Here is a 20,186-nt window from a genome sequence, read left to right as displayed (position 1 = left end):
CAGTAAAAAACAAGGAATAGGAGAAAGAGTATGAAACAAGGATATTTGGAACAAGAGGCAAATCGGGCAAACCAGGCTGCGGGAAAAACAGTTATCAGGGCGGTAATTGCATTTATCTGTATACTTGCAGTCCTTTATTTTCTTTTAAAGGATTCCATCGATGTAAATGATCCTTCCGGCAGACAGGTGATTACTTATATTGGTATCGTTTGTGTGGTAATGCTGCTTGGGGTAGTGGTGAGATTGTTTAAATCAAAGCAGTCGGCTGCCAACGGCAGAAATCTGGTACTCCCTTATGAGGAAGCTTCAAAGGAGACCGTGGGAAATATAATTGACCAGGAAGCATCAGAGGGAAAGATTTTAGTAGAGGAATACATCGATACGTTTGCAGAAGGCAAGAAACCGTCTGGGGAGAAGGTTGTTCTGACCCCTTCTTATCTGCTGCTTTGCGGCCCTGGAACTAAGATAACGGCAATTCCCCGTAATAAAATTTACTGGATCTGTGCACAGGTCGGCCATAAAGGAGGATCTTTCCGGGTTCAGCTGCTGGTATTTACGGAAAAGAAGATCTTCCGCGTGGTTGGTGTCGATATCGAGCATGTTCAGAATATAGCGGAAAAGATTTACCGGTACATACCGAATGTGTTCAGCAATTATGATCCGTTTATACTGTCATATGAGCTGGAAACACTCTTTGATAAAAACCGTGATGAGTTTCTCAATTTTTATAAAAGCCATGCGGCTGAAAGCAGATAGTCATACCATTATAAATCCGGATTCTAATTTACTTGAAGAGAACTGGACGAGGAGTATTCCTGTCTGATAATGGAGGAGAATGCTCTGTGCGTTTGGAATTAGCGGATTGATATGAATTATAATCTGCCGTGCAATGCTTCCTTTACCATGTCGGCAGACTCCTATAAAAGAATACAGATCAAGCGATAAGGGGCGTCCCGAAACGATTGCGTTTCGGACGCCCCGTTTTTGGTTGCAAAGCAGGGCGTTTTGCTTTATAATAATCTGGATAAGGTACCAAGAAAGAAGGGGCGATATGAAACTCAGTACATCCAGAAGAATTGCAGGTCTGTTAAGCGCTGCCGCGCTGCTCTCAGCCTTGGCGGGCTGCGGCAGGCCGGCGCCGGAAGAAAAGACTGTGATTAGAATTCTCTATTCCAATAACTTTAAGAAGGTGGAGGAACTGGTAGAATCCACCTATGATGATATTGATCTTCAGGCTGAGATATCGCCTTATCCCAGTGAACAGCTTCGGCGCCTGGACCGGGGAGTGGGCCCGGATCTGGTGATTTCGCCGCAGCCTGATTCTAATCTGGTACAAAAGTATTTGTTGGATCTCAGCGACACGAAGGCCAGTACGGCATATGACGGTACCATTATGAACGCTTTAAAGCTGGAGGGGAAAACATATCTGATCCCGCTTCCCGGCGTTTACAGCGGGTATGTGGTCAATGAAACGTTGTTTGAACAGGCCGGACTGCCTTTGCCCTCCAATAATGATGAACTGACAGCGGCGTTTTCTGAATTAAAGAAAAAAGGATTGGGCTTGGGGGAAGATAACACGAATTTTTCAATTATGAGCGATTACAATACATCGGTAGGAATGTTTTATGTCGGATGCATGGTTCCTGATTTTTTGGGAACGGTGGAGGGCGTTAAATGGCTGTCCGATTTTAAAGAGAAAAAAGCATATTTTTCTGGTACTTGGGAACGGTGCTTTTCGCTGTCGGATTCCTTTGTAGAAACAGGTGTTATGGATCCGGCTGCCATTGCCCGCCAGCGCAATTCCATTCTCTGCAGTCAGCGCATGAGCAAGGGAACCCTGGCAGCAGCTTTTGGAGATTCCACACTGTATTATGAATGTGTTGCCGGCAACAGGAAAGCGGCAGAGGAAGGCGAAGCGGAAACGTATACATACAGAATGCTTCCAATGCTCAGCAGTGAAGGGAACCAGCCCTGGTTTTTGTTCGCTCCTTCAGCTCTTATGGGCATCAATAATGCAATCAGCGAAGAAAAGCAGGACGCCTGTAAACGGATATTGGAACTGCTGTCCACGTCCGACGGACAGGATGCACTGATTGAAGATATGGGCGCAGGCATGTCCTGTCTGCGTAATTATCCGCAGCGGGAGGATTTGATCCCCACCGGTGTAGAAGAATATGTGAAGTCAGGATATATTTATAATGTTATGTTTCCAAGTAAAACCGTGGAATATCTGGGCGGTTACGTCAGAAATATTATGAGTGAAAAATGTTCGGTGGATGATGCCTTACAGGCGATCGACCGGTTTTATCTTGAGGGAACGGATGAATTGGCGTATGATTTCACGGTCATCGGAAAGATAAACCATGACATGCTGATGGAAAATTTCAACGTCCGGCGGTGTGAAACCGAGATCGGCAATTTTATAGCGGACTGCGTGGCCGAAGCATCAGGAGCCCCTGTGGCAGTGGTCAACGGCGGAGGAATCCGGGCCAGCTTTTATCAGGGCGTGGTCTATGGCGGAGATATCGCTGTGGTATGCCCATATGAAAACCGGATCATCGTTCTGGAAATGGACGGGCAAACCCTGTGGGATATGCTGGAAAACAGCGTATCCACCTGTACCGGTGAATTCCCCGGGGGGCGGTTTTTGCAGGTCTCGGGGATTCATTATACATTTGACAGCAGCAAACCGGCCGGAAGCAGACTTATGAGCGTAACTTTGCCGGATGGCACGGATCTGGATTTAAACGCGTCCTTTCAGGTGGCGGTGACCAATTATATGGCCGGAATAGAAAGCTATGCCGAAGGCAATGGTGACGGATATACGATGCTCAATTACTATGATGACGCCATTCCAAAGGGCAGAGTTAAGCTGGTAAAAGAAACGGGTCTGCTTTACCGCGATGCCATAGCGCTTTATTTTGAGAATCATAGGGAAAATGCCACAGAAGTGGGGCTGGAAGGCAGAATCCGCGATTTGGCCCTGGAGGAATAGAGAAAAATACCAGGCAGAAAGGATGAATACCATTGAATCGTCACAATAAAAAGAATAAAGAGCACAGAATGATAATTTTTGTCTCCGTTCTGCTTTTAATGGTGGCCGTCCTCTGCGTGTTTGCGGCCGCTGTGTATCAAAAAGAATCGGAACGCACAGTGACCAATATCAGTGAGGTCTACTTACAGGAGATGGCCGCACAGGTCAGCAGTCATTTCAAAACGAATCTGGACAGCCAGTTTTCCCAGGTGCGCACGATTGCCAATGCGATATCGGAAGATGATTTAAAGGATGAGGAAAGCCTGCAGCAATTTTTATCCCGCGTCCAGTCGGATAATGACTTTTCGCACATCGCTGTTATCAGCGACGGAGGAATTGCCTATTCTCCCGAGGGCTCGGTTCCGGCTATGTCAAAAATATCAGGTCTTGACAAATTGCTGTCGGACTCGGCAAAGCTGATTTCCATCAATGAAACGATCTGGGAAAGTGAAACGATTCTGCTGGGCACATCCATGACCCCTGTGCCGTTTAATGAGGAACAATTGGTTGCCGTAATCATTGGAATCCATACCTCTGATATCGGATTAAAGCTGGGGCTGGACGGTGTGAAAGAAACCAATTCCCACACCAATATCGTCACAAGAAACGGAGATTTTGTGATTAAAAGCGCCTTTTCGGAGGACATTTTATACGGCTCCAATCTGTTCTCAATCTATGAGCAGCAGGCGGTTTTTGACAAGGACTATGACTTAAAGTCTTTCCGCGCCGCAATCGATGCCGGGCAAAGCGGAATGACGCTGCTGACGGTGGGAAATCACCATGAGTATCTTTATTATGTGCCCATAGAAGAGACGGATTGGTATCTGGTTACCAGCATGGCATATGAAATGGTGAACAAACAGATTGCATATCTGAGCAAATTTATGATCACCGTATGCGTGGGAATATTTTTAGTTATTCTAATCACGGTCTTTACTTTCTTTTTGCTGCTGAGGCACAGTGAAAAGCGCAGCAGCAGACTGCTGCTTTTGGAAAAGGAGAGGGCAGAGGCCGCCAGCAGGGCGAAAAGTGATTTTCTGTCCCAGATGTCCCATGAAATCCGCACTCCTTTAAACGGCATTATGGGCATGGTGGAGCTTGGAAAGAACCATATCGGAGAGCCGGATCGGATGCGCAATTGTTTGGATAAGATCACTCTGTCCTCCGCCCACCTGCTTTCCCTGATAAACGACATACTGGACATGTCCAAGATCGAAAGCGGGAAGATCGAGCTTCATCCGGAACAATTTGATCTGGGACGGATTTTACGGACTTTGACTACCGTATTCTACGTACAGGCGAAGCAAAAGCAGATCGATTATCAGATTTTCCTTCATGGTGAGATTGAAGAGTTTTTGGTGGGCGATTCCCTTCGTTTGAACCAGATTCTTACCAATCTGCTTTCAAACGCCTTAAAATTTACGCCGGATAAGGGGCGTGTCAGCCTGATCGTGGAAGAACTGGGGCGTGATGAGGAGCACATCTGGATTCGTTTTACCGTGGAAGATACGGGACGGGGGATTGCGCCGGAGAATTATGAACGCATTTTTGAAGCCTTTACCCAGGAAACCAGCGGAACCGCCCGCCAATATGGCGGAACCGGTCTGGGCTTGCCCATTACGAAGAATTTTGCGGAGATGATGGGAGGTTCCGTTACCGTTTCCAGTAAACTGGGGGAGGGAAGCGTATTTACTGTCGATCTGCCATTCGGCTATGTACAGGATAATGCGGCGGATCACGGAAAACGCTGCGGATGCGGCCAGCCGGTTCTGATTGTGAATCAAATTTTAGAATTGGAAACACATCTTGCGGTGCTGCTGGAGAATGAGAAGTTTCAGGTTGACTGCGCATCCGATGAAGAAGCGGCTCTGAGCCTTGTACGACAAGCTACGGAAAGCGGCCATCCATATGAATTATGTTTTATAAAATGGGATTTTTCACCGGACATAAAACGTCTGACGGAGGATATCCGTAGAATGGCCCAAAAGGACGGCCTGAAGATCATTCTGACCGGGCAGGATCAGGACGAACTGGATGACGCGGCAGCTCTCTGCGGCGCCGATGCGACTCTGCGCCGGCCTGTATTCCATTCGGGTATTGCAGCGCTGATGGAGGAACTGACGGAACAAAAAACAAGTCAAAAGAAGGAAAAGATATCTACCGTATTGGATCATGCGCAGGTTTTGGTTGTGGAGGATAATGAAATCAATCTGGACATTGCCGCCGCCCTGCTGCAGGATGCGGGAGCAATTGTTGCCACGGCTCAAAACGGTCAGGAGGCGGTTGCACGGTTTACGGAAGCGCCGGAAGGCTTTTATGATCTGATACTGATGGATGTACAGATGCCGGTTATGGACGGTTACGCCGCAACGCGGGCCATCCGCTCGCTCAGGCGCTCCGATGCAGAAACAGCGGTGATCATCGCCATGACAGCTAATTCGTTCAGTGAAGATGTTCAGAAATGTCTGGACAGCGGCATGAATGCCCATATTGCAAAACCATTTGTTATGAATGATATCTATACTGCCTATACAGAGGTCTTGAATGGGCAGGGGAAAAAAGAAGAGCGGACCGGCGGCTCAGATGCCGGAAACAGACGATGAGAAACGGGATTGGCAAAGATGAGCTTGAAATATGATATGACTATGTACGAACGGATTTTCCGGATTTTGAAAAATAAAATCGAAAGCGGTCTGTATCCTGCGGGTTCCAGCCTTCCTTCCCGCGCCGATTTGTGCCGGGAGTTCGCCACCTCGGAAAAAACAATCCGCCGGGCTTTGGCGATGCTGGAGGAAAAGGGATTTATTGAAACGTCGCAGAGGAAACGTCCTGTTGTAGCCGCTTCTGTGAACAAGGGCCATCTTGCGACAACCCTTGCTTTAAAGAAAATCGATACGGATATCACAAACGATGTGTTGAAAACAGGCGCTCTGCTGTGCTATCCGGTGATTAAAAACGGAATTTCGCTCTGCAAACAGGAAGACTTAGAAATTCCACGGAAAATCCTGGATCATATGAATGTGGAGAATCCGCCGGAATTTTGGAAACTGTCCAAACAGTTTTTACGTTTTTTTGTGGCCAGGAATGAAAATGCCCTGACGATGCAGGTGGTAGACAGCCTGGGACTTTCCGATTTAACGCCGTTAAAAGACGATATAAAATCCCGTGCCAGATATTACGGGCAGCTTCAGGAGTTTATGAAACTTCTTGAAACGGGAGGCAAGACGGAAAACGTTCAATTCGACGACATGACGGGGATGTACGGTCTAACGGAAGGAAGCCGTCCCTCTTTCGATGTGTCTCCCGATTCCGCCGTGATTCTGGGCAGGAAGCAGATGGAGAAGCTGCTTGAGAGAGATGAAGTGAGGTATTCCGCTGTCTATATGGATATCGTGGGACTGATAGCGGCCGGCCGCTATAAACGGGGAGACCAGCTTCCCACACATAAAGAACTCCAGGAAATCTACGGCGTCAGCGTCGATACCACGATTAAAGCGGTACAGATACTCCAGGAATGGGGTGTTGTGAAAACCGTCCGGGGAAACGGTATTTTTGTGGAGATGGATAAGAACGGCATCGGAACCATTCAGGTACCGCCCCATTTGATTGCATGCCATGTGCGGCGTTATCTGGATTCGCTGGAGCTGATCGCTCTGACCATCGAAGGCGCATCAGCCTGTGCGGCCGCTCACATTACCATACCGGAACTACAGGAGCTGAAAGCGCAGATCGGCCGTTTGTGGAATGAGGATTATCTGTATGAACGGTCACCGGCCATTTTGCTGGATTTTATTGCCGGACATATAGGGATTGACGCTTTAGAAGCTGTCTATGCGATTCTCCAAAAGAATCTGCGGATCGGACGAAGCATTCCGGGCCTTCTTAACATACAAAAGACGTCTGTGAACTGTGAAATCCATGAACAGTGCGAAGATGCGGTAGAGACGCTGCTGAAAGGAGATCACAAGGCATTTCCCGGTAAAACCGTCCGGCTGTTTGAGAATATCTCCCGCCTGGTAGAGGAAGAATGCCGGCGTTTGGGATACTATGAGGCCGCGGCAGGCGTCTATGACGGAACGTCATTGTGGAGATAGAGTTTTCGGAGGAAGGGAACGTTTATGAAAATTGAAATAACCAAGAAGGAGAGCTGTAAAGTGATATGAAACAGAACAGGAAAAAGAAACAATGTGGTCAGTGGGAGATCTCTTTTGCCCCAATTTTACGTTACAGCGCGGTATTTTGTGCGATTGTTGCTGCATTCCTCCTGTTTGGCGGCGGATTGCTCTCCGTTCGGCGGATGAAATTGGATGCGGAGCTTTCCCTGTACAGCAGTCAGGTGCAGATATCACAGCGTGTGGATGAGGCAATTAACCTGTTGGAAGCATTGGCAAGCTTCCCGGATTTCTATGATCCCAAGCTCCCTCCTATAGATAAGGTAAAAAGGCTGGATCAGTTAAGCCCTTATTTCGGATTTATGATGATCTGTTATGTGGATGAGAATATCATCGTCTATTCGGACGGTGAGGAACCGGCCAGCCTGGCCAGCAGGGATTATATGCAGCGCCTGTATTCTTCCGGTCAGCGCCAGGTCACAGATAGTTTTGCAGCGGGAGCGGATGGTACGACGCTGAATTACACGGTGGCAGTTCCTTTGATTGACCGTCAGGGAACGATTACGGGCTCTCTTTTCTGCGCCATTTACTTTGACGAAACCGTGAAGATCCTGGAGGATTCGGTGGGGCATTTGAAGGCTGACGCCACCCTGCTGGGTTCAAAGGGGCAGGTCATGTCTTCTACTACAGGAATGTCCTACGGAGATTCCGTGATGGATACGCTGAGGGATGACAGATTATTTGGTGTTACGCCGGATAAGCTGGAAGAGCTGCTTCTCGCAGCCAAGCCGGGGGCTTACTGGAGCATTCATAATGGAAGTTTCTGCTATACGGCATATCAGCGGGTGGACAACACCAATTGGGATATTATGTGTACGGTTAAATTTGAAAATGCATTTTCCCAGGTATTACCGTATATGGTGCTTGTAGCCTGTCTGACGGCTCTGGCCTGCATTAGCCTGATTTTATTAGTGCGGAATTACATAGCCAAACAGATGGTGGTAGTGGACACTCTGGTACAGTCCATGGGAGAATTGGAGAGAAGAATTTACCAGAACGAACGCCCGGAAAATGTGGACTTTAAAGAGATCCTCCGCTTAACCAGCGACGGCCTGTCCGACAGTCTGACCGGTGTGGTCACCCGCTCCGTATTTCTCAACAAAGCGGAAGCGCAGCTGAAAAAAGCAGATCATAAGATGATTAAGGCCTTGTTCTTCGTGGATATGGATAATCTTAAATATATCAATGATACCTGCGGTCATGACGGCGGAGATATCGCGCTGAAAAGCGTGGCTTATATTCTCAGGGAATATGAAAAGAAGTATGACGGCGTGGTAGGCCGGTATGGCGGAGACGAGTTCTTAATGCTTCTGACCAGTCTGGACGACCAAAAGGAGCTGCGCGACGTACTGGACGGACTGATTCTCCGTCTCCAATCCAAGATTCCTTCAGGAGGCCAGAATATACCGGTACAGTGCAGCATCGGCGTATCCGTATACCAGCCGGGAATGGATTTAGAGCAGATGATCTCCGATGCGGATGAGGCGCTCTATCATGTGAAACAAAATGGAAAGGGATACTATTATATCCACCACAATTGAGGATTAAAATGAAAAAGCAAAGCAGACGGCAGATTCTCTTATTAGCCGTTGCAGTACTGTCTATTCTGACTGCGGTCGCAGTGTTTGGGATAAGTCTGCATAAGGAAATGATAAGAATACGGCAGAGAGAAGCCGAAAACGTATTATACCATTATAATGAAAAAATCATGCTGCAGCTGCAGGGAACCATGAATGAAGCAAATGCCCTGGCTCAGACGGCCCTTGTTATGGGAAAAAACGGAAACGGATGGTTTGAACAGGCGTCCGAACCGCTTTTAGCAAGGGAAGAGGTGCGCTTTGTCTGCCTGTTTGAGGGGGATATCATGGTGAGCGCCCGGCCTGAGACGAAGTATGGAGATCTGGCAGGTCTGGATTTACAGGATTTTTCCTATGTATATACGCTGGCAAAAGTGGTCAAAGGGTTGGTAGTGGAAGGCCCGGAGGTGATGGATTTTGATCCGGATCAGCAGGAAGTATTCCTGTTTCTGCAGCCCATCGTGGATGGGGAGACGTATCTGGGCGAAGTTGTAGTGGCTTTGGATGGGGCGTATGTATTAGATCAACTGGGACTAAATGAATTATTCGTCCAAGGGTATGATTATGAACTCTGGAGAGTGGAGCCGCAGAACGGAGCCAAGGAAGTAATCGCAAGAACAAGAGAGAATGTGGACTTTTCCCAGGCTAAAAAAACTACATTCTATCTTCCGAGCCAATGGAATCTCAGCATTCAGCCTTCGGACGGCTGGCTCAGCCCCAGACAAGAAAGAGGGCTTGCCTTGGCGAATGCCGCATTTGCCGTTCTCCTTCTGTCACTGGCCGGCCTGGCGTACCGGAATTACCGGCGGGAGGCCGTGGTGAATCAGCTGAAAACCAGGGATGAAGCTACCGGCCTTTACAATCAAAAAGGTTTTACGGATGAACTGAACCGATGGCTTTCAGCCGGACGCGGCCCTGTCATGCTGTTTTACTTCTCTATGGAAGGCTACAGTCAGGCGGCCCGTATGATCGGTTCCAAACAGGAGATGGAATTTTTAAGGAGCATTCCCAACCGCCTGGACGAGTATATACACAGCCCGTTTCTGGCCGGTTATCTGGGAGCGGGAAGCTTCATTCTTGCAGTTCGCGACGAAATGAGCGAAATTCAGCAGGGAGAGTTTGCAAAAGGGCTGTCCCTGGAACTCATGCTGAAAGCCCGCATCAATAACGAAAAGAGTTTTCTTTTAGCACGATACAAGTATGTGCGCTGTCAGTCCGGAAGCGGCCGGGCGGAAGCGGAAATGGAAGCGCTGATTCATGCTTACTATGATGATATGGTGAAGGAATCCCCGATCCGTATGATGATTGAGAAATGCGAACAGCTCATTGAAGGGAACAATGATGTAATCTTTGATGAATATACGGATTTCGAGATGACGGAACTGTCCAAGACCTTCAACCGATACCGCAAAAAGGTGGAACAGCTGGCTTACTTCGATCCGGTATTCAATGTGGGCAACCGGCCCAAATATTTCCGGGATACGGATATGCTGATTTCCTATGATCCGAAAAGACCATTCAGCCTGTTCTGCGTCGACATTTGCAGCTTCAGTCAGTATAATGAATTGTTCAACGCCGATGTGGGGGATGAGATTCTTCATGAGATGTTAAGAAGGCTGTCCAGGCCGTTTGGTTCCTACTTATACCGTATTAACGGCGATGTATTTCTGGGTGTTTCCCTGATAAAAGAGAGGCTGGAGGTCTTTGCGGAACGCCTCCAGCAAATCCTTACGATCCCCGTTATGGTAGGCAGCCAGGTCATTCCGCTGCAGGTTCGTATTGTGGCCTGTCAGTATCCGGCATACGGCGATACGCCCGGAATTTTGCTTGAACGTCTCCAGTCGGCGATGAGTTTTTCAAAATCATCCGGTAGAAATACGGTCATCTATGATGCTTCGCTGGATGAGCTGGTGCGCACCGAATCCGATATTTTACTCCGGCTGAATGACGCAATCCAGCAAAAGACCTTAGAAGTATGGTATCAGCCCCTGATGCACCTTGAAACAGGCTGCTTTAAAGCTGCTGAGGCCCTGGTCCGCCTTCCAAAGGGAAACGGCTGCTATTTCTCAGCAGGCCAGGTCATATCGCTGGCTGAACGCAACGGAAGAGTGGAAGTGCTGGGAGATTATGTGCTGACTCAGGCCTGTACCTTTATGCAGAAATACGGAGATTCGCTGGGAATTCAGCGCATGGGAATCAACCTTTCCGTACAGCAGCTGCTGGTTGGAAACAGCGCAGAACATCTGCTGCAGCTGATTCGTGAAGCCGGCGTCGATCCTCACCGGATCACCCTGGAGATCACTGAAAGCATTCTCATCCAGTCCATTGACCATGCGGCCGAGACGTTAAAACATCTTAGGGACGCGGGAATTAACATCGCTCTGGATGATTTTGGAGTGGGCTACAGCAGCCTGAACTATCTGTCTAACCTTCCGGTGGACGTAATTAAGATTGACCGTTCCCTGACACAACAGATCCTGACCAACAAAAAGCAGTACGCTTTGTTAAAATCCATTGTGGAAATGTCGTCGGTCAATGATCTGACAGTGGTTGCCGAGGGAGTTGAAAACGAAGAGGAACAGAAGTTAATCTCTTCCTCCGGCGTGCAGTACATACAAGGCTATTATTATGCCCGGCCTATGTCGGGAGAGCAATTAATCCGTTATTTGAACGGATACAAGAAGTAAAAATATCGATACGGACCATAAATAAAAATGCCGTCAGGAATAGAATCCTGGCGGCAGCTTTTTGTAATCAAAATGCCATGACAACCGTCATGGCACACTTCATTATCCATTATACACAATTCTTAAATACAAGTCTATAACTTTTTCCTTTTTTTTGATAATATAATGAGGTGAACAGCAGCTGTGAAAAAAGAAGGGAGACAGGTATGAAACAAAACGATCAGTCAAACCGTATACCGGGAGTTACCCTGGAAGAGGAAAAGAAGACGCTTTCAGATATCCTGGCCATCGCAGACGAGAATTTAAACCGTGCAAAGGCCTCTGTGCAGGATTTGGCGGACGAACTTCATGAATTGAAGGAAGTATATGACGCGGAAGATAAAGAAGGTCTGGCTCTGTGGTTTAATACCGATGCCAGGTTCCAGCAGGTGCGGCAGGAACTGCTCCGCATGGAACGCAGCAGAAAAAAACCGTATTTTGGCAGAATTGATTTTACCGATACAAAACTGTTAAATCAGGAATGCTATTATATTGGAAAGGCCGCCATCACCAAAGATGCGGCAGACCTGGTGGTCATTGACTGGAGGGCACCGGCCGCATCGGTTTATTATGAAAAATCCATTGGAGTATGCACCTATTCGGTAAAAGGGGAAGGCGCATTTGAGATCGATCTCTCCAGAAAACGTACTTATGAAATTGAAGACGGGCAGCTGAAGGACTTTTACGATTCCGATGTGGTGGCCAACGACGAGCTGCTTACCAAATATCTGGCCCGTAATAAAAGAACCGTTTTAAACGATATCATCGCGACGATCCAGCAGGAACAGAATGAGATCATACGCAAGAGGCCCCAGTATAATGTCATCGTGCAGGGAGGAGCCGGTTCCGGCAAGACGACTGTAGCCATGCACCGCATCTCCTACATCCTGTACAATTACGACCTGGAATTTAAACCAAAGGATTTCTACATCATCGGCAGCAACCGGATGCTTTTAAACTATATCACCGGTATTCTGCCTGATCTGGATGTTTACGGCGTTTCTCAGATGACCATGGAGCAGCTTTTTACACGCCTTTTATACGAAGACTGGGACGATGAAAAGTTTAACGTTAAAAAGCTGGACAGGCAGGATAAAGAAGCCTGTATAAAAGGAAATTTTTCCTGGTTTCACGCTTTGGAAGAGTTCTGCCGCCGCTATGAATGGAATTATATACCAAGATCGGACGTTTATATAGAAAAGAATCATCACCTGCTGATGACCCAAAGTTCCATTGAGAAACTGCTGGAACGGTTTCATTATTTATCCCTTCCGGATAAACTGGACAAGCTGACGGAACATCTTATGGCAAAGCTGGAAAATGAGATTTACGGAAGATATTATACGTATCCGCCGGAAGAACAGAGATCGCTTGTAAGGCGCTATCAGACGTATTTTGGAAAAAAGGAGTGGAAAGGCTCCATTTTCGAACTGTACGACAGCTTTTTAAAGGAGCAGAATGAGAAAGGAAGCCGCGTTTCCCTGCCTGAGGGATCTTTTGATCTCTACGATCTGGCCGCATTGGCCTATCTGTATAAGAGAATCAAGGAGACGGAAGTGATTCAGGAGGCGAGCCACGTTGTAATAGACGAAGCCCAGGATTTTGGAATGATGGTTTACGGAGCTTTGAATTACTGCCTCAGCAAATGCACATTCACGATTATGGGCGATGTAGCCCAGAATATTTATTTCGATTACGGGCTGACGGATTGGGAAGAGCTGAGAAGCCTTATGCTCACCAGGGACCATGACTATTTCGGCCTGTTGAGGAAAAGCTACCGGAATACAGTGGAAATCTCAAATTTTGCGACTGACATCCTTCATCATGGGAACTTCCCGGTCTATCCCGTGGAGCCGATTATCCGCCATGGAAATGAGGTCCGGGTCACCGGATGTGAGAATGAAGAACAGCTGATTGAAGAAGCCGCCAATACAATACTCCAGTGGCAGAAAAACGAATACGAGACGGCGGCAGTCATCTGCAGGGACGAAGAGGAAGTATACAGGATATCCGAACAGCTTGGAAAACGGGTGAAGATACGGGAATTCAATGCCGAGACAGAGGAATTCGGAAGCGGCGTAATGGTTCTTCCCATAGAATATGCCAAAGGATTGGAATTCGATGTGGTTCTCCTGTTTAATGCCAACGACAAAAGCTATCCGGCGGAGGACGGTTTTGCAAGGCTTCTCTATGTGGCAGCCACCAGAGCGCTTCATGAACTGACCGTGCTCTATACTGGAAAAGTGACGGATCTGATTGGAGTTCCGGTTTCGGAAGAACAAAAACAGAAAAACCTTGTCAGTCTGCCAAAAACATCGGGGAAGGACATTGTAGAAAAACAGCCTAAGACCAATAAAGAACTGGATAAAGAGCGGGTGCAGCAGGCAAAATTCGAATTTGAATTCCGCAATAAAGTGGGGCCGAAGCGAATCGTTGTTCAAAATCCCATCGAAGCAAAGCTGGCTGCAAAATCACAAAAGGCAAAAAGCAAGCCGGAAGTCACCGAGTTTGGCCGGATACCGGATAATGCCAGGTTAAGGCCGTCTGGCCGCTCCAATATGAATCTGGCGATTCGATGGATGAACCGTGGTAAAACCTGGATTGAACTGTCCAATGCCTACGGAATCCTGAGAATTACGCCCATATCCGGGGATACGGTCCGCGTCAGTTTTTCCAAAGAACCAATTGGTGAACTCCCGGATATCCCAAAAGAACTTGCAGCCGCTTCAAAACCGGCCTGGAATTGCAGGGAACTAAAGGACAGGGTGGAGATAGCCACAGAAAAGCTGGTTTTACGGATCGATAAGAAAACGGGCAGAATCTCTTTTTATACGGAAAAAGATAAACTTCTTCTCGCCGAAAGCGCCTCATTTCCAAGACAGATCGCCAATACGCCGAAAGACCGGACATGGACGTATTTTGACTGGACGAAAAAAGAGGTATTGAAGGCCAGAGGGCTGTTCGATAAACAGCTGCTGGATTTAAACTATACGGCGAAATATATCTCTTTCGGAAATAAATCAGAGCGGCCTGCCTGCATTCTTTCAAACAACGGATATCAGATACTGGTTCCTGCAGGAAGGCCGGTGATGTGTTGCACGCTGCCTATGTATGGCCCTTATCTATGCACGGAAGAGGATAAGGTGATCGATTATTTCTTTAAAAATTTACTGTAAAATGGAGATATATGGACAGGAAAAAACTTGTTAACCAAAGCATTGATTATATTATGAACCATTTAGATGAGGATTTAACCCTGGATACCATATCTGCCCGGTGCTTCATGTCAAAATATCATTTCAGCCGGATATTTAAAGAAGAAACCGGCGAATCGGTATATGCATTTATTAAACGGTGTAAGGTTGACCAAAGCGCAGTGGATATAAAACTGAACCCGGACAGAACGATTTCGGATATTGGCTTAGATTATGGATACAGTTCTTCCAATTATAGCTCTGTATTTAAAAAGCATCACGAGATCTCTCCAACGATGTTTAAACAGTCAATTGAAAATCGCAGTATGCAGGTTCCTTTTGCTCCGGAGCGTACCGTTCATTTTAAAACTGCTGATGAATATGGCAGACAGATAGAGATTCTGGAGCTTCATGACTTTTTTGTGCTGTATGAGCGGTTTATTGGAAACTATGCGGATATTGAAAAGAACTGGTATCAGTTTTTAGATAAGTACAACGGATTTTTGGATGAAAAGACAATTCTGATCGAGCGTTTTTTTAACGATCCGTCCATTACAAACTCATCACAATGTATCTGCGATATCTGCATGACGGTTAAACAGGACTGCGGTCTGGATCATGTGATGTGGATCAGGGGCGGCAAGTGGATTGTGTATCATTTTGACGGGGAAATCAAGGATATTTATGAGACATTGCAGGGGATTTTTACCGTTTGGCTTCCTCAAAGCGGTTACGTGATGGCGCAGCGCTACGGATTGAATATTTATCGCCACATTGACCGGGACAATCATAGTGTTGTTATGGATTTATGCATTCCCATTTAAAAAGCAAGAATTCAGAAGACGGCAGGAAGACCTTTTTTCTATAATTAGAAGTGTTAGAAATACTTCTGATGATAGAAGGAAGGTCTTTTTCTAGTCAGCGCAGTTAAAATGTCAAAAATATGGAGGAAGCAATGTTCGATATAAGAAAAATTCAAGAGAATGTGATCTATGAAGCAGTCAAAGCGGAAAGCAATGCAGATACAGCCGATGAAGTGGTATATGGGAATGATCGGACGGCAGAGACAGAAAGCGATTCTGAGTGGGTGAAGTCGGTAATGGGCCGTCTGGAAAATAAGTTTGAATTCCGGACAATAAAGAAAATACGAATGAACTGTCAGTGTGGCTATGGGATGGATGAAAAAGCTGCCCTTGTGAAGGAGTTGATGGCAGATGCTAAAAACTTAGAAGAGTTTACAAGCTCAGAGAAAGCAAAGGCAGCCGGACTTTTCTGCAAAGACGGCGAGCTTTTTCTTCAATTTAATTATTGCCCCTGTCCGATGCTGGCGGACGTGGAACGGTTAGAAAACAATACATGGTGCCAATGTACTGCCGGTTACAGCAAAGTCCTTTTTGAAAAGGCGTTTGCCTGCGATGCGGATGTTGATTTACTAAAAAGTATAAAGACGGGAGATGATGTATGCCTTATGAAAATTACTCTCCATAACCCCGTTTGGCGGTAGCATAGACCGGGGCGGGATTTGCCGTCCCGCCCTCATTTTTTCGAAATCCAAGTCTGTTTTCTTCAATAAAGTTCCTTTGCCGTCTCAGCAAATCTGCACACATCTTCCGGCGCGTCAAAACTATACAGCAGGCCGTAAGGAATGCTGTAATCCCAATTCACAGGAATAGACACCAGGCCGGGATGAACGTCCTGCCAGCATTCAAGGGTGAGCAGCACATTCCCTGTTTCGGCACAGCGGTTAAATACCGATAAATCATAAAATTGAGGGGTATCTTCAATCCTGATCTGCGGATGATGCTTTTCCAGATCATTTCTCAGAAAATCATTGACGCCGGAATCCCCCCGTTCCACCATCATCAATGTTTCTCCATACAAATCTTCAATATCAATCCGTTCTTTGACGGCAAGGCGGTGCTCCCTGGAAACTGCGATCATTTTTTTATATCTGCCGAGAGGCAGAAAATTGCAGCGGGAGAGCCAGGCCTTAGAGTCGCATACGCCGATCAAAAAATCAAATTTCTTTCCCAACTGTTCGATCTCTGAAAGAATCCCCTCGTGATTGTCTTCAAACGTCACAAGATGAAGCTTATATTCGGGAAAATCCTTATTAATTCGATACCACAAATCCATAAAAGGCTTTGCAGGATTCAAAAGCGAGGTGCCGATGCAGAATGTGGTATCACTTTTATGGAGGGCGGCTTTGGCGCTGGCAATGGATTTTGCGGAGTAGTCGATCATGAACTTGGCGTCTTGATAGATGACTGCACCTGCGGCTGTCAGCCGGATACCGGACGGGGTGCGTTCGATCAGTTTGATATCCAGATGGGTTTCCAGGGCATTCATCTGTTTCATCACAGCGGTGGGGGAGATATACAGGCGTTCAGCCGCTTTGGTAAAACTGCCGCAGTCCGCAGCCATGATAAATGTATCCAGCATATGATTGTACATGAGACATCCTCCTTAGTATTAACTTTAAGTTAACGCTATAATAACACATAGGAGATTCAAAATCAACGCCGACGAAGATACAATAAAGATAAGAAAAACAGGAGGTGAAGTAATGGCTGATTTAATCGCATTCTTTTCAAGAGCAGATCAAAATTATGTAAATGGCGAGATAAGAGATCTTTCGGTTGGAAATACTGAGGTGGCGGCAGGTATGATACAAAAGTTGACAGGCGGGGATACATTTAAGATAGAGCCCCGTCATGCTTATTCTAAGAATTATAACGAGTGCATTGCACAGGCACAGGACGATCAGAGACGGGACGCCCGTCCGGAACTGGCCGGTTATCCTGCAAGCATTGATTCGTATGAGATCATTTATCTGGGTTTTCCTAATTATTGGGGAACGATGCCAATGGCGGTATATACCTTTTTGGAATACTTTGATTTTACGGGAAAGACAATCAAACCGTTCTGCACTCATGAGGGCAGCGGATTGGGCAGCAGCGTCCGGGACATCCAAAAGCTGTGTTCGGGAGCAAATGTGGAATCCGGCTTGGCCCTCCGCGGCGGAAGTGTGAAAAATGCCGGAAAAAATATTGAGGAATGGGTAAGCGCCCGGTAGGTCTGTGTATTTACTGCGCTGATTATCGAAATCGTGGAAAAACAGACCAAGAGAGATCATAGTAAAGAGAAGGGATGAAAGAATATGGAAAAAGTAACGGCAGGAAGAGACCAGTTGGGAGAATTCGCACCGAAATTTGCCCAGTTAAATGACGAGGTGCTGTTTGGAGAGGTTTGGTCCAGAGAAGATAAATTATCGGCCAGAGACCGATGTATTGTCACGGTAACCGCGTTGATGGCCAGCGGCATTTTAGATAGTTCTTTGAAGTTTCATCTTTCCAATGCAAAAAAACATGGAGTGACAAAGGAAGAGATTGCGGAAATTCTTACCCATGCGGCTTTTTATGCAGGATGGCCAAAGGCATGGGCGGCGTTTAATATGGCAAAAGAGATATGGGAATAAAGAATAGTTGTGAAAGAAAGGCGGATTAACATATGGAATATGCAAAGTTGGGAAATTCCGGAATTGTAGTATCGCGTTTGTGCGTAGGATGCATGAGCTTTGGCGATCCCGCCAGCAAAATGCACGCTTGGACGCTGAATCCTCAGGAAAGCGAGGATATCATCAAGCACGCCCTGTCCCTGGGAATTAATTTTTTCGATACCGCCAACTGTTATTCAGCAGGAACCAGCGAGGAATATCTGGGAAGAGCGATAAAGAATAACGCAGCGAGAGACAAAGTGGTTTTAGCGACGAAAGTTTACTTTAATGACGGAAAACTTTCGAAAGAAGCGATACCAAGGGAAGTGGAAGGATCATTAAAACGGCTTGGTACAGATTATATCGACCTGTTAATCATCCACCGGTTCGACTATGACACACCGATTGAAGAGACGATGGGAGCGCTTCATAAAGTCGTCCAGTCCGGCAAAGTGCGCGCGATCGGCGCATCGGCCATGTATGGATACCAGTTCATGAACATGCAGCATGCTGCGAAGATGAACGGGTGGACAAAATTTGTTTCCATGCAGAATCATTATAATCTGCTTTACCGGGAAGATGAGCGGGAACTGATTCCTATCTGCGACGAGCAGAATGTGGCCAGAACGCCCTACAGTCCACTGGCTGCCGGAAGGCTGGCGCGTCCCAACTGGTCGGCGGACACGATGAGAAGCCGGACCGATGTGGTTGCAAAAGGAAAATATGACAAAACCCAAGACAGTGATATGGAGATTGTCAGAAGAGTATCGGAACTTGCAGAGAAAAAGGGCGTCACGATGACGCAGACCGCCCTGGCATGGCAGTTTGCAAAAGGCGTTGTATCGCCGATTATTGGAGCCACAAAAGCTAAGTATTTTGACGATGCGGCGGGCAGTTTTGACGTGAAGCTGACACCACAGGATATTGAATATCTGGAAGAAGCATACGTCCCGCACAAAGTTGTGGGAGCGCTGTAAACATAAAGTGCAGCGGTGGCTTCCCGAGAGCCGGCCCAGCTGCCTCCCCCCAAAATGCAGAGCGGGCCGGTGAAATTTTGACTGAAAAGGAGAAAAAAGTATGGAGTATGTAACATTGAGCAACGGCATAAAGATGCCCATATTAGGCTATGGCGTATATCAGGTAACAAAAGAGGAGTGCGAAAGATGCGTGCTGGACGCTTTAAAAGCGGGATACCGCTCCATTGACACGGCCCAGGCATATTTTAACGAAGAAGAGGTGGGCTCTGCGATTAAAAAGTCAGGCATACTGAGAGAAGAAATCTTTTTAACATCAAAAGTGTGGCTGGAACATTACGGCTATGAGGAATGCAGAAAATCTGTGGAAGAATCCCTATATAAGCTGAAGACCGATTATATAGACCTTATGCTGCTGCATCAGCCGTTTTCCGATTATTACGGCGCGTGGAGGGCATTGGAAGACTTGTATGAGGAGGGAAAACTCCGTGCCGTGGGAATTTCCAATTTTTATCCCGACCGGCTGGTGGATCTTGCATCTTTTTCCCGCATCCGTCCGATGGTCAATCAGGTGGAAACCCATCCTTATAATCAGCAGGTACTGGCAAAAGAATATATGGATAAATACGGCATTCAGATAGAGGCGTGGGCTCCTTTTGGTGAAGGAAGAGGCGGTCTTTTTGAAGATGTTACATTGAGAGAAATCGGCGGAAAATATGGAAAAACAACGGCTCAGGTAATGCTTCGCTGGCAGATCCAGCGCGGTGTGGTGGTTATTCCAAAATCCACCCATTATGAGCGCATGGTGGAAAATTTTAATGTGTTCGATTTTTCATTGAGCGCAGAAGATATGGATAAGATCGGGGCTCTTGATAAAAAGCAGAGTTCATTTTTCTCCCATCATGATCCGGCTACTGTGGAATGGTTCGTTCAGATGGTGGAAGAGCGTAAGAATAAATAATATGGTAAAAATATAAATTATGCATTGGAAACGGAATGATTTATTGTATAAT

14 protein-coding genes are annotated in these 20,186 nt (G+C 46.8%); 13 read left to right on the top strand and 1 reads right to left on the bottom strand.

The features are described from left to right. Nucleotides 1-30: 30 nt before the first annotated feature. From C0033_RS07050 to C0033_RS07010, 9 genes are all read left to right on the top strand, one after another. Nucleotides 31-756 (top strand): hypothetical protein, encoded by a 726-nt coding sequence (locus C0033_RS07050; protein WP_103227169.1) that lies wholly within the window; start codon nucleotides 31-33, stop codon nucleotides 754-756. 295 nt (nucleotides 757-1,051) lie between these two features. After that, on the top strand, nucleotides 1,052-2,995 hold the full coding sequence (locus C0033_RS07045) for an extracellular solute-binding protein (RefSeq protein ID WP_103227168.1): 1,944 nt from the start codon (nucleotides 1,052-1,054) through the stop codon (nucleotides 2,993-2,995). A gap of 32 nt (nucleotides 2,996-3,027) precedes the next feature. Further along, entirely contained in the window at nucleotides 3,028-5,637 is a 2,610-nt protein-coding gene (locus tag C0033_RS07040; protein ID WP_242984436.1) for an ATP-binding protein, read from the top strand. An 18-nt stretch (nucleotides 5,638-5,655) separates the two neighbouring features. Continuing rightward, on the top strand, nucleotides 5,656-7,128 hold the full coding sequence (locus tag C0033_RS07035; protein ID WP_103227282.1) for a GntR family transcriptional regulator: 1,473 nt from the start codon (nucleotides 5,656-5,658) through the stop codon (nucleotides 7,126-7,128). Between the two features lie 65 nt (nucleotides 7,129-7,193). Further along, the gene (locus C0033_RS07030) at nucleotides 7,194-8,747 is read left to right on the top strand and encodes a sensor domain-containing diguanylate cyclase (RefSeq protein WP_103227167.1); all 1,554 of its coding nucleotides are present in this window, start codon (nucleotides 7,194-7,196) and stop codon (nucleotides 8,745-8,747) included. 8 nt (nucleotides 8,748-8,755) lie between these two features. After that, a complete protein-coding gene (locus C0033_RS07025; RefSeq protein ID WP_103227166.1) occupies nucleotides 8,756-11,470 on the top strand; it encodes a bifunctional diguanylate cyclase/phosphodiesterase in 2,715 nt (904 codons plus the stop codon). Between the two features lie 206 nt (nucleotides 11,471-11,676). Continuing rightward, nucleotides 11,677-14,685, top strand: coding sequence for a 3'-5' exonuclease (locus tag C0033_RS07020; RefSeq protein ID WP_103227165.1), 3,009 nt, complete (start codon nucleotides 11,677-11,679; stop codon nucleotides 14,683-14,685). 11 nt (nucleotides 14,686-14,696) lie between these two features. Then, nucleotides 14,697-15,527: a GyrI-like domain-containing protein gene (locus C0033_RS07015; protein WP_103227164.1), complete on the top strand. Its 831-nt coding sequence runs from the start codon at nucleotides 14,697-14,699 to the stop codon at nucleotides 15,525-15,527. A 131-nt stretch (nucleotides 15,528-15,658) separates the two neighbouring features. After that, nucleotides 15,659-16,207 carry a DUF6144 family protein gene (locus C0033_RS07010; RefSeq protein WP_103227163.1) on the top strand — a complete coding sequence of 183 codons (549 nt, stop codon included), beginning with the start codon at nucleotides 15,659-15,661 and terminating at the stop codon, nucleotides 16,205-16,207. A gap of 62 nt (nucleotides 16,208-16,269) precedes the next feature. Here the strand turns inward: C0033_RS07010 and C0033_RS07005 are convergent, their stop codons facing one another. Then, nucleotides 16,270-17,157 (bottom strand): LysR family transcriptional regulator, encoded by an 888-nt coding sequence (locus C0033_RS07005; protein ID WP_103227162.1) that lies wholly within the window; start codon nucleotides 17,155-17,157, stop codon nucleotides 16,270-16,272. Between the two features lie 112 nt (nucleotides 17,158-17,269). Between C0033_RS07005 and C0033_RS07000 the strand changes: the two genes are divergently transcribed. The 4 genes from C0033_RS07000 to C0033_RS06985 all read left to right on the top strand — a co-directional run bounded on the left by C0033_RS07000 (nucleotide 17,270) and on the right by C0033_RS06985 (nucleotide 20,134). Beyond that, complete coding sequence (locus C0033_RS07000; protein ID WP_103227161.1) at nucleotides 17,270-17,779, top strand: flavodoxin; 510 nt, start codon at nucleotides 17,270-17,272, stop codon at nucleotides 17,777-17,779. 84 nt (nucleotides 17,780-17,863) lie between these two features. Next, nucleotides 17,864-18,181: a carboxymuconolactone decarboxylase family protein gene (locus tag C0033_RS06995; protein ID WP_103227160.1), complete on the top strand. Its 318-nt coding sequence runs from the start codon at nucleotides 17,864-17,866 to the stop codon at nucleotides 18,179-18,181. Between the two features lie 32 nt (nucleotides 18,182-18,213). Next, entirely contained in the window at nucleotides 18,214-19,176 is a 963-nt protein-coding gene (locus tag C0033_RS06990) for an aldo/keto reductase (protein WP_103227159.1), read from the top strand. 100 nt (nucleotides 19,177-19,276) lie between these two features. Continuing rightward, on the top strand, nucleotides 19,277-20,134 hold the full coding sequence (locus C0033_RS06985) for an aldo/keto reductase (protein WP_103227158.1): 858 nt from the start codon (nucleotides 19,277-19,279) through the stop codon (nucleotides 20,132-20,134). The last annotated feature ends 52 nt before the right edge of the window (nucleotides 20,135-20,186 follow it).

The sequence above is a fragment of the Clostridium sp. chh4-2 genome, assembly GCF_002899675.1.
GTDB lineage: Bacteria > Bacillota > Clostridia > Lachnospirales > Lachnospiraceae > CHH4-2.
Note: the sequence above shows the minus strand (reverse complement) of the source record. Positions and strands in the feature narration are given on the sequence as shown.

Coding starts and splice junctions, on each gene's coding strand:
- C0033_RS07050 (WP_103227169.1), top strand. CDS start 31: ATGAAACAAGGATATTTGGAACAAGAGGCAAATCGGGCAAACCAGGCT.
- C0033_RS07045 (WP_103227168.1), top strand. CDS start 1,052: ATGAAACTCAGTACATCCAGAAGAATTGCAGGTCTGTTAAGCGCTGCC.
- C0033_RS07035 (WP_103227282.1), top strand. CDS start 5,656: ATGAGCTTGAAATATGATATGACTATGTACGAACGGATTTTCCGGATT.
- C0033_RS07030 (WP_103227167.1), top strand. CDS start 7,194: ATGAAACAGAACAGGAAAAAGAAACAATGTGGTCAGTGGGAGATCTCT.
- C0033_RS07025 (WP_103227166.1), top strand. CDS start 8,756: ATGAAAAAGCAAAGCAGACGGCAGATTCTCTTATTAGCCGTTGCAGTA.
- C0033_RS07020 (WP_103227165.1), top strand. CDS start 11,677: ATGAAACAAAACGATCAGTCAAACCGTATACCGGGAGTTACCCTGGAA.
- C0033_RS07015 (WP_103227164.1), top strand. CDS start 14,697: ATGGACAGGAAAAAACTTGTTAACCAAAGCATTGATTATATTATGAAC.
- C0033_RS07010 (WP_103227163.1), top strand. CDS start 15,659: ATGTTCGATATAAGAAAAATTCAAGAGAATGTGATCTATGAAGCAGTC.
- C0033_RS07005 (WP_103227162.1), bottom strand. CDS start 17,157: ATGTACAATCATATGCTGGATACATTTATCATGGCTGCGGACTGCGGC.
- C0033_RS07000 (WP_103227161.1), top strand. CDS start 17,270: ATGGCTGATTTAATCGCATTCTTTTCAAGAGCAGATCAAAATTATGTA.
- C0033_RS06995 (WP_103227160.1), top strand. CDS start 17,864: ATGGAAAAAGTAACGGCAGGAAGAGACCAGTTGGGAGAATTCGCACCG.
- C0033_RS06990 (WP_103227159.1), top strand. CDS start 18,214: ATGGAATATGCAAAGTTGGGAAATTCCGGAATTGTAGTATCGCGTTTG.
- C0033_RS06985 (WP_103227158.1), top strand. CDS start 19,277: ATGGAGTATGTAACATTGAGCAACGGCATAAAGATGCCCATATTAGGC.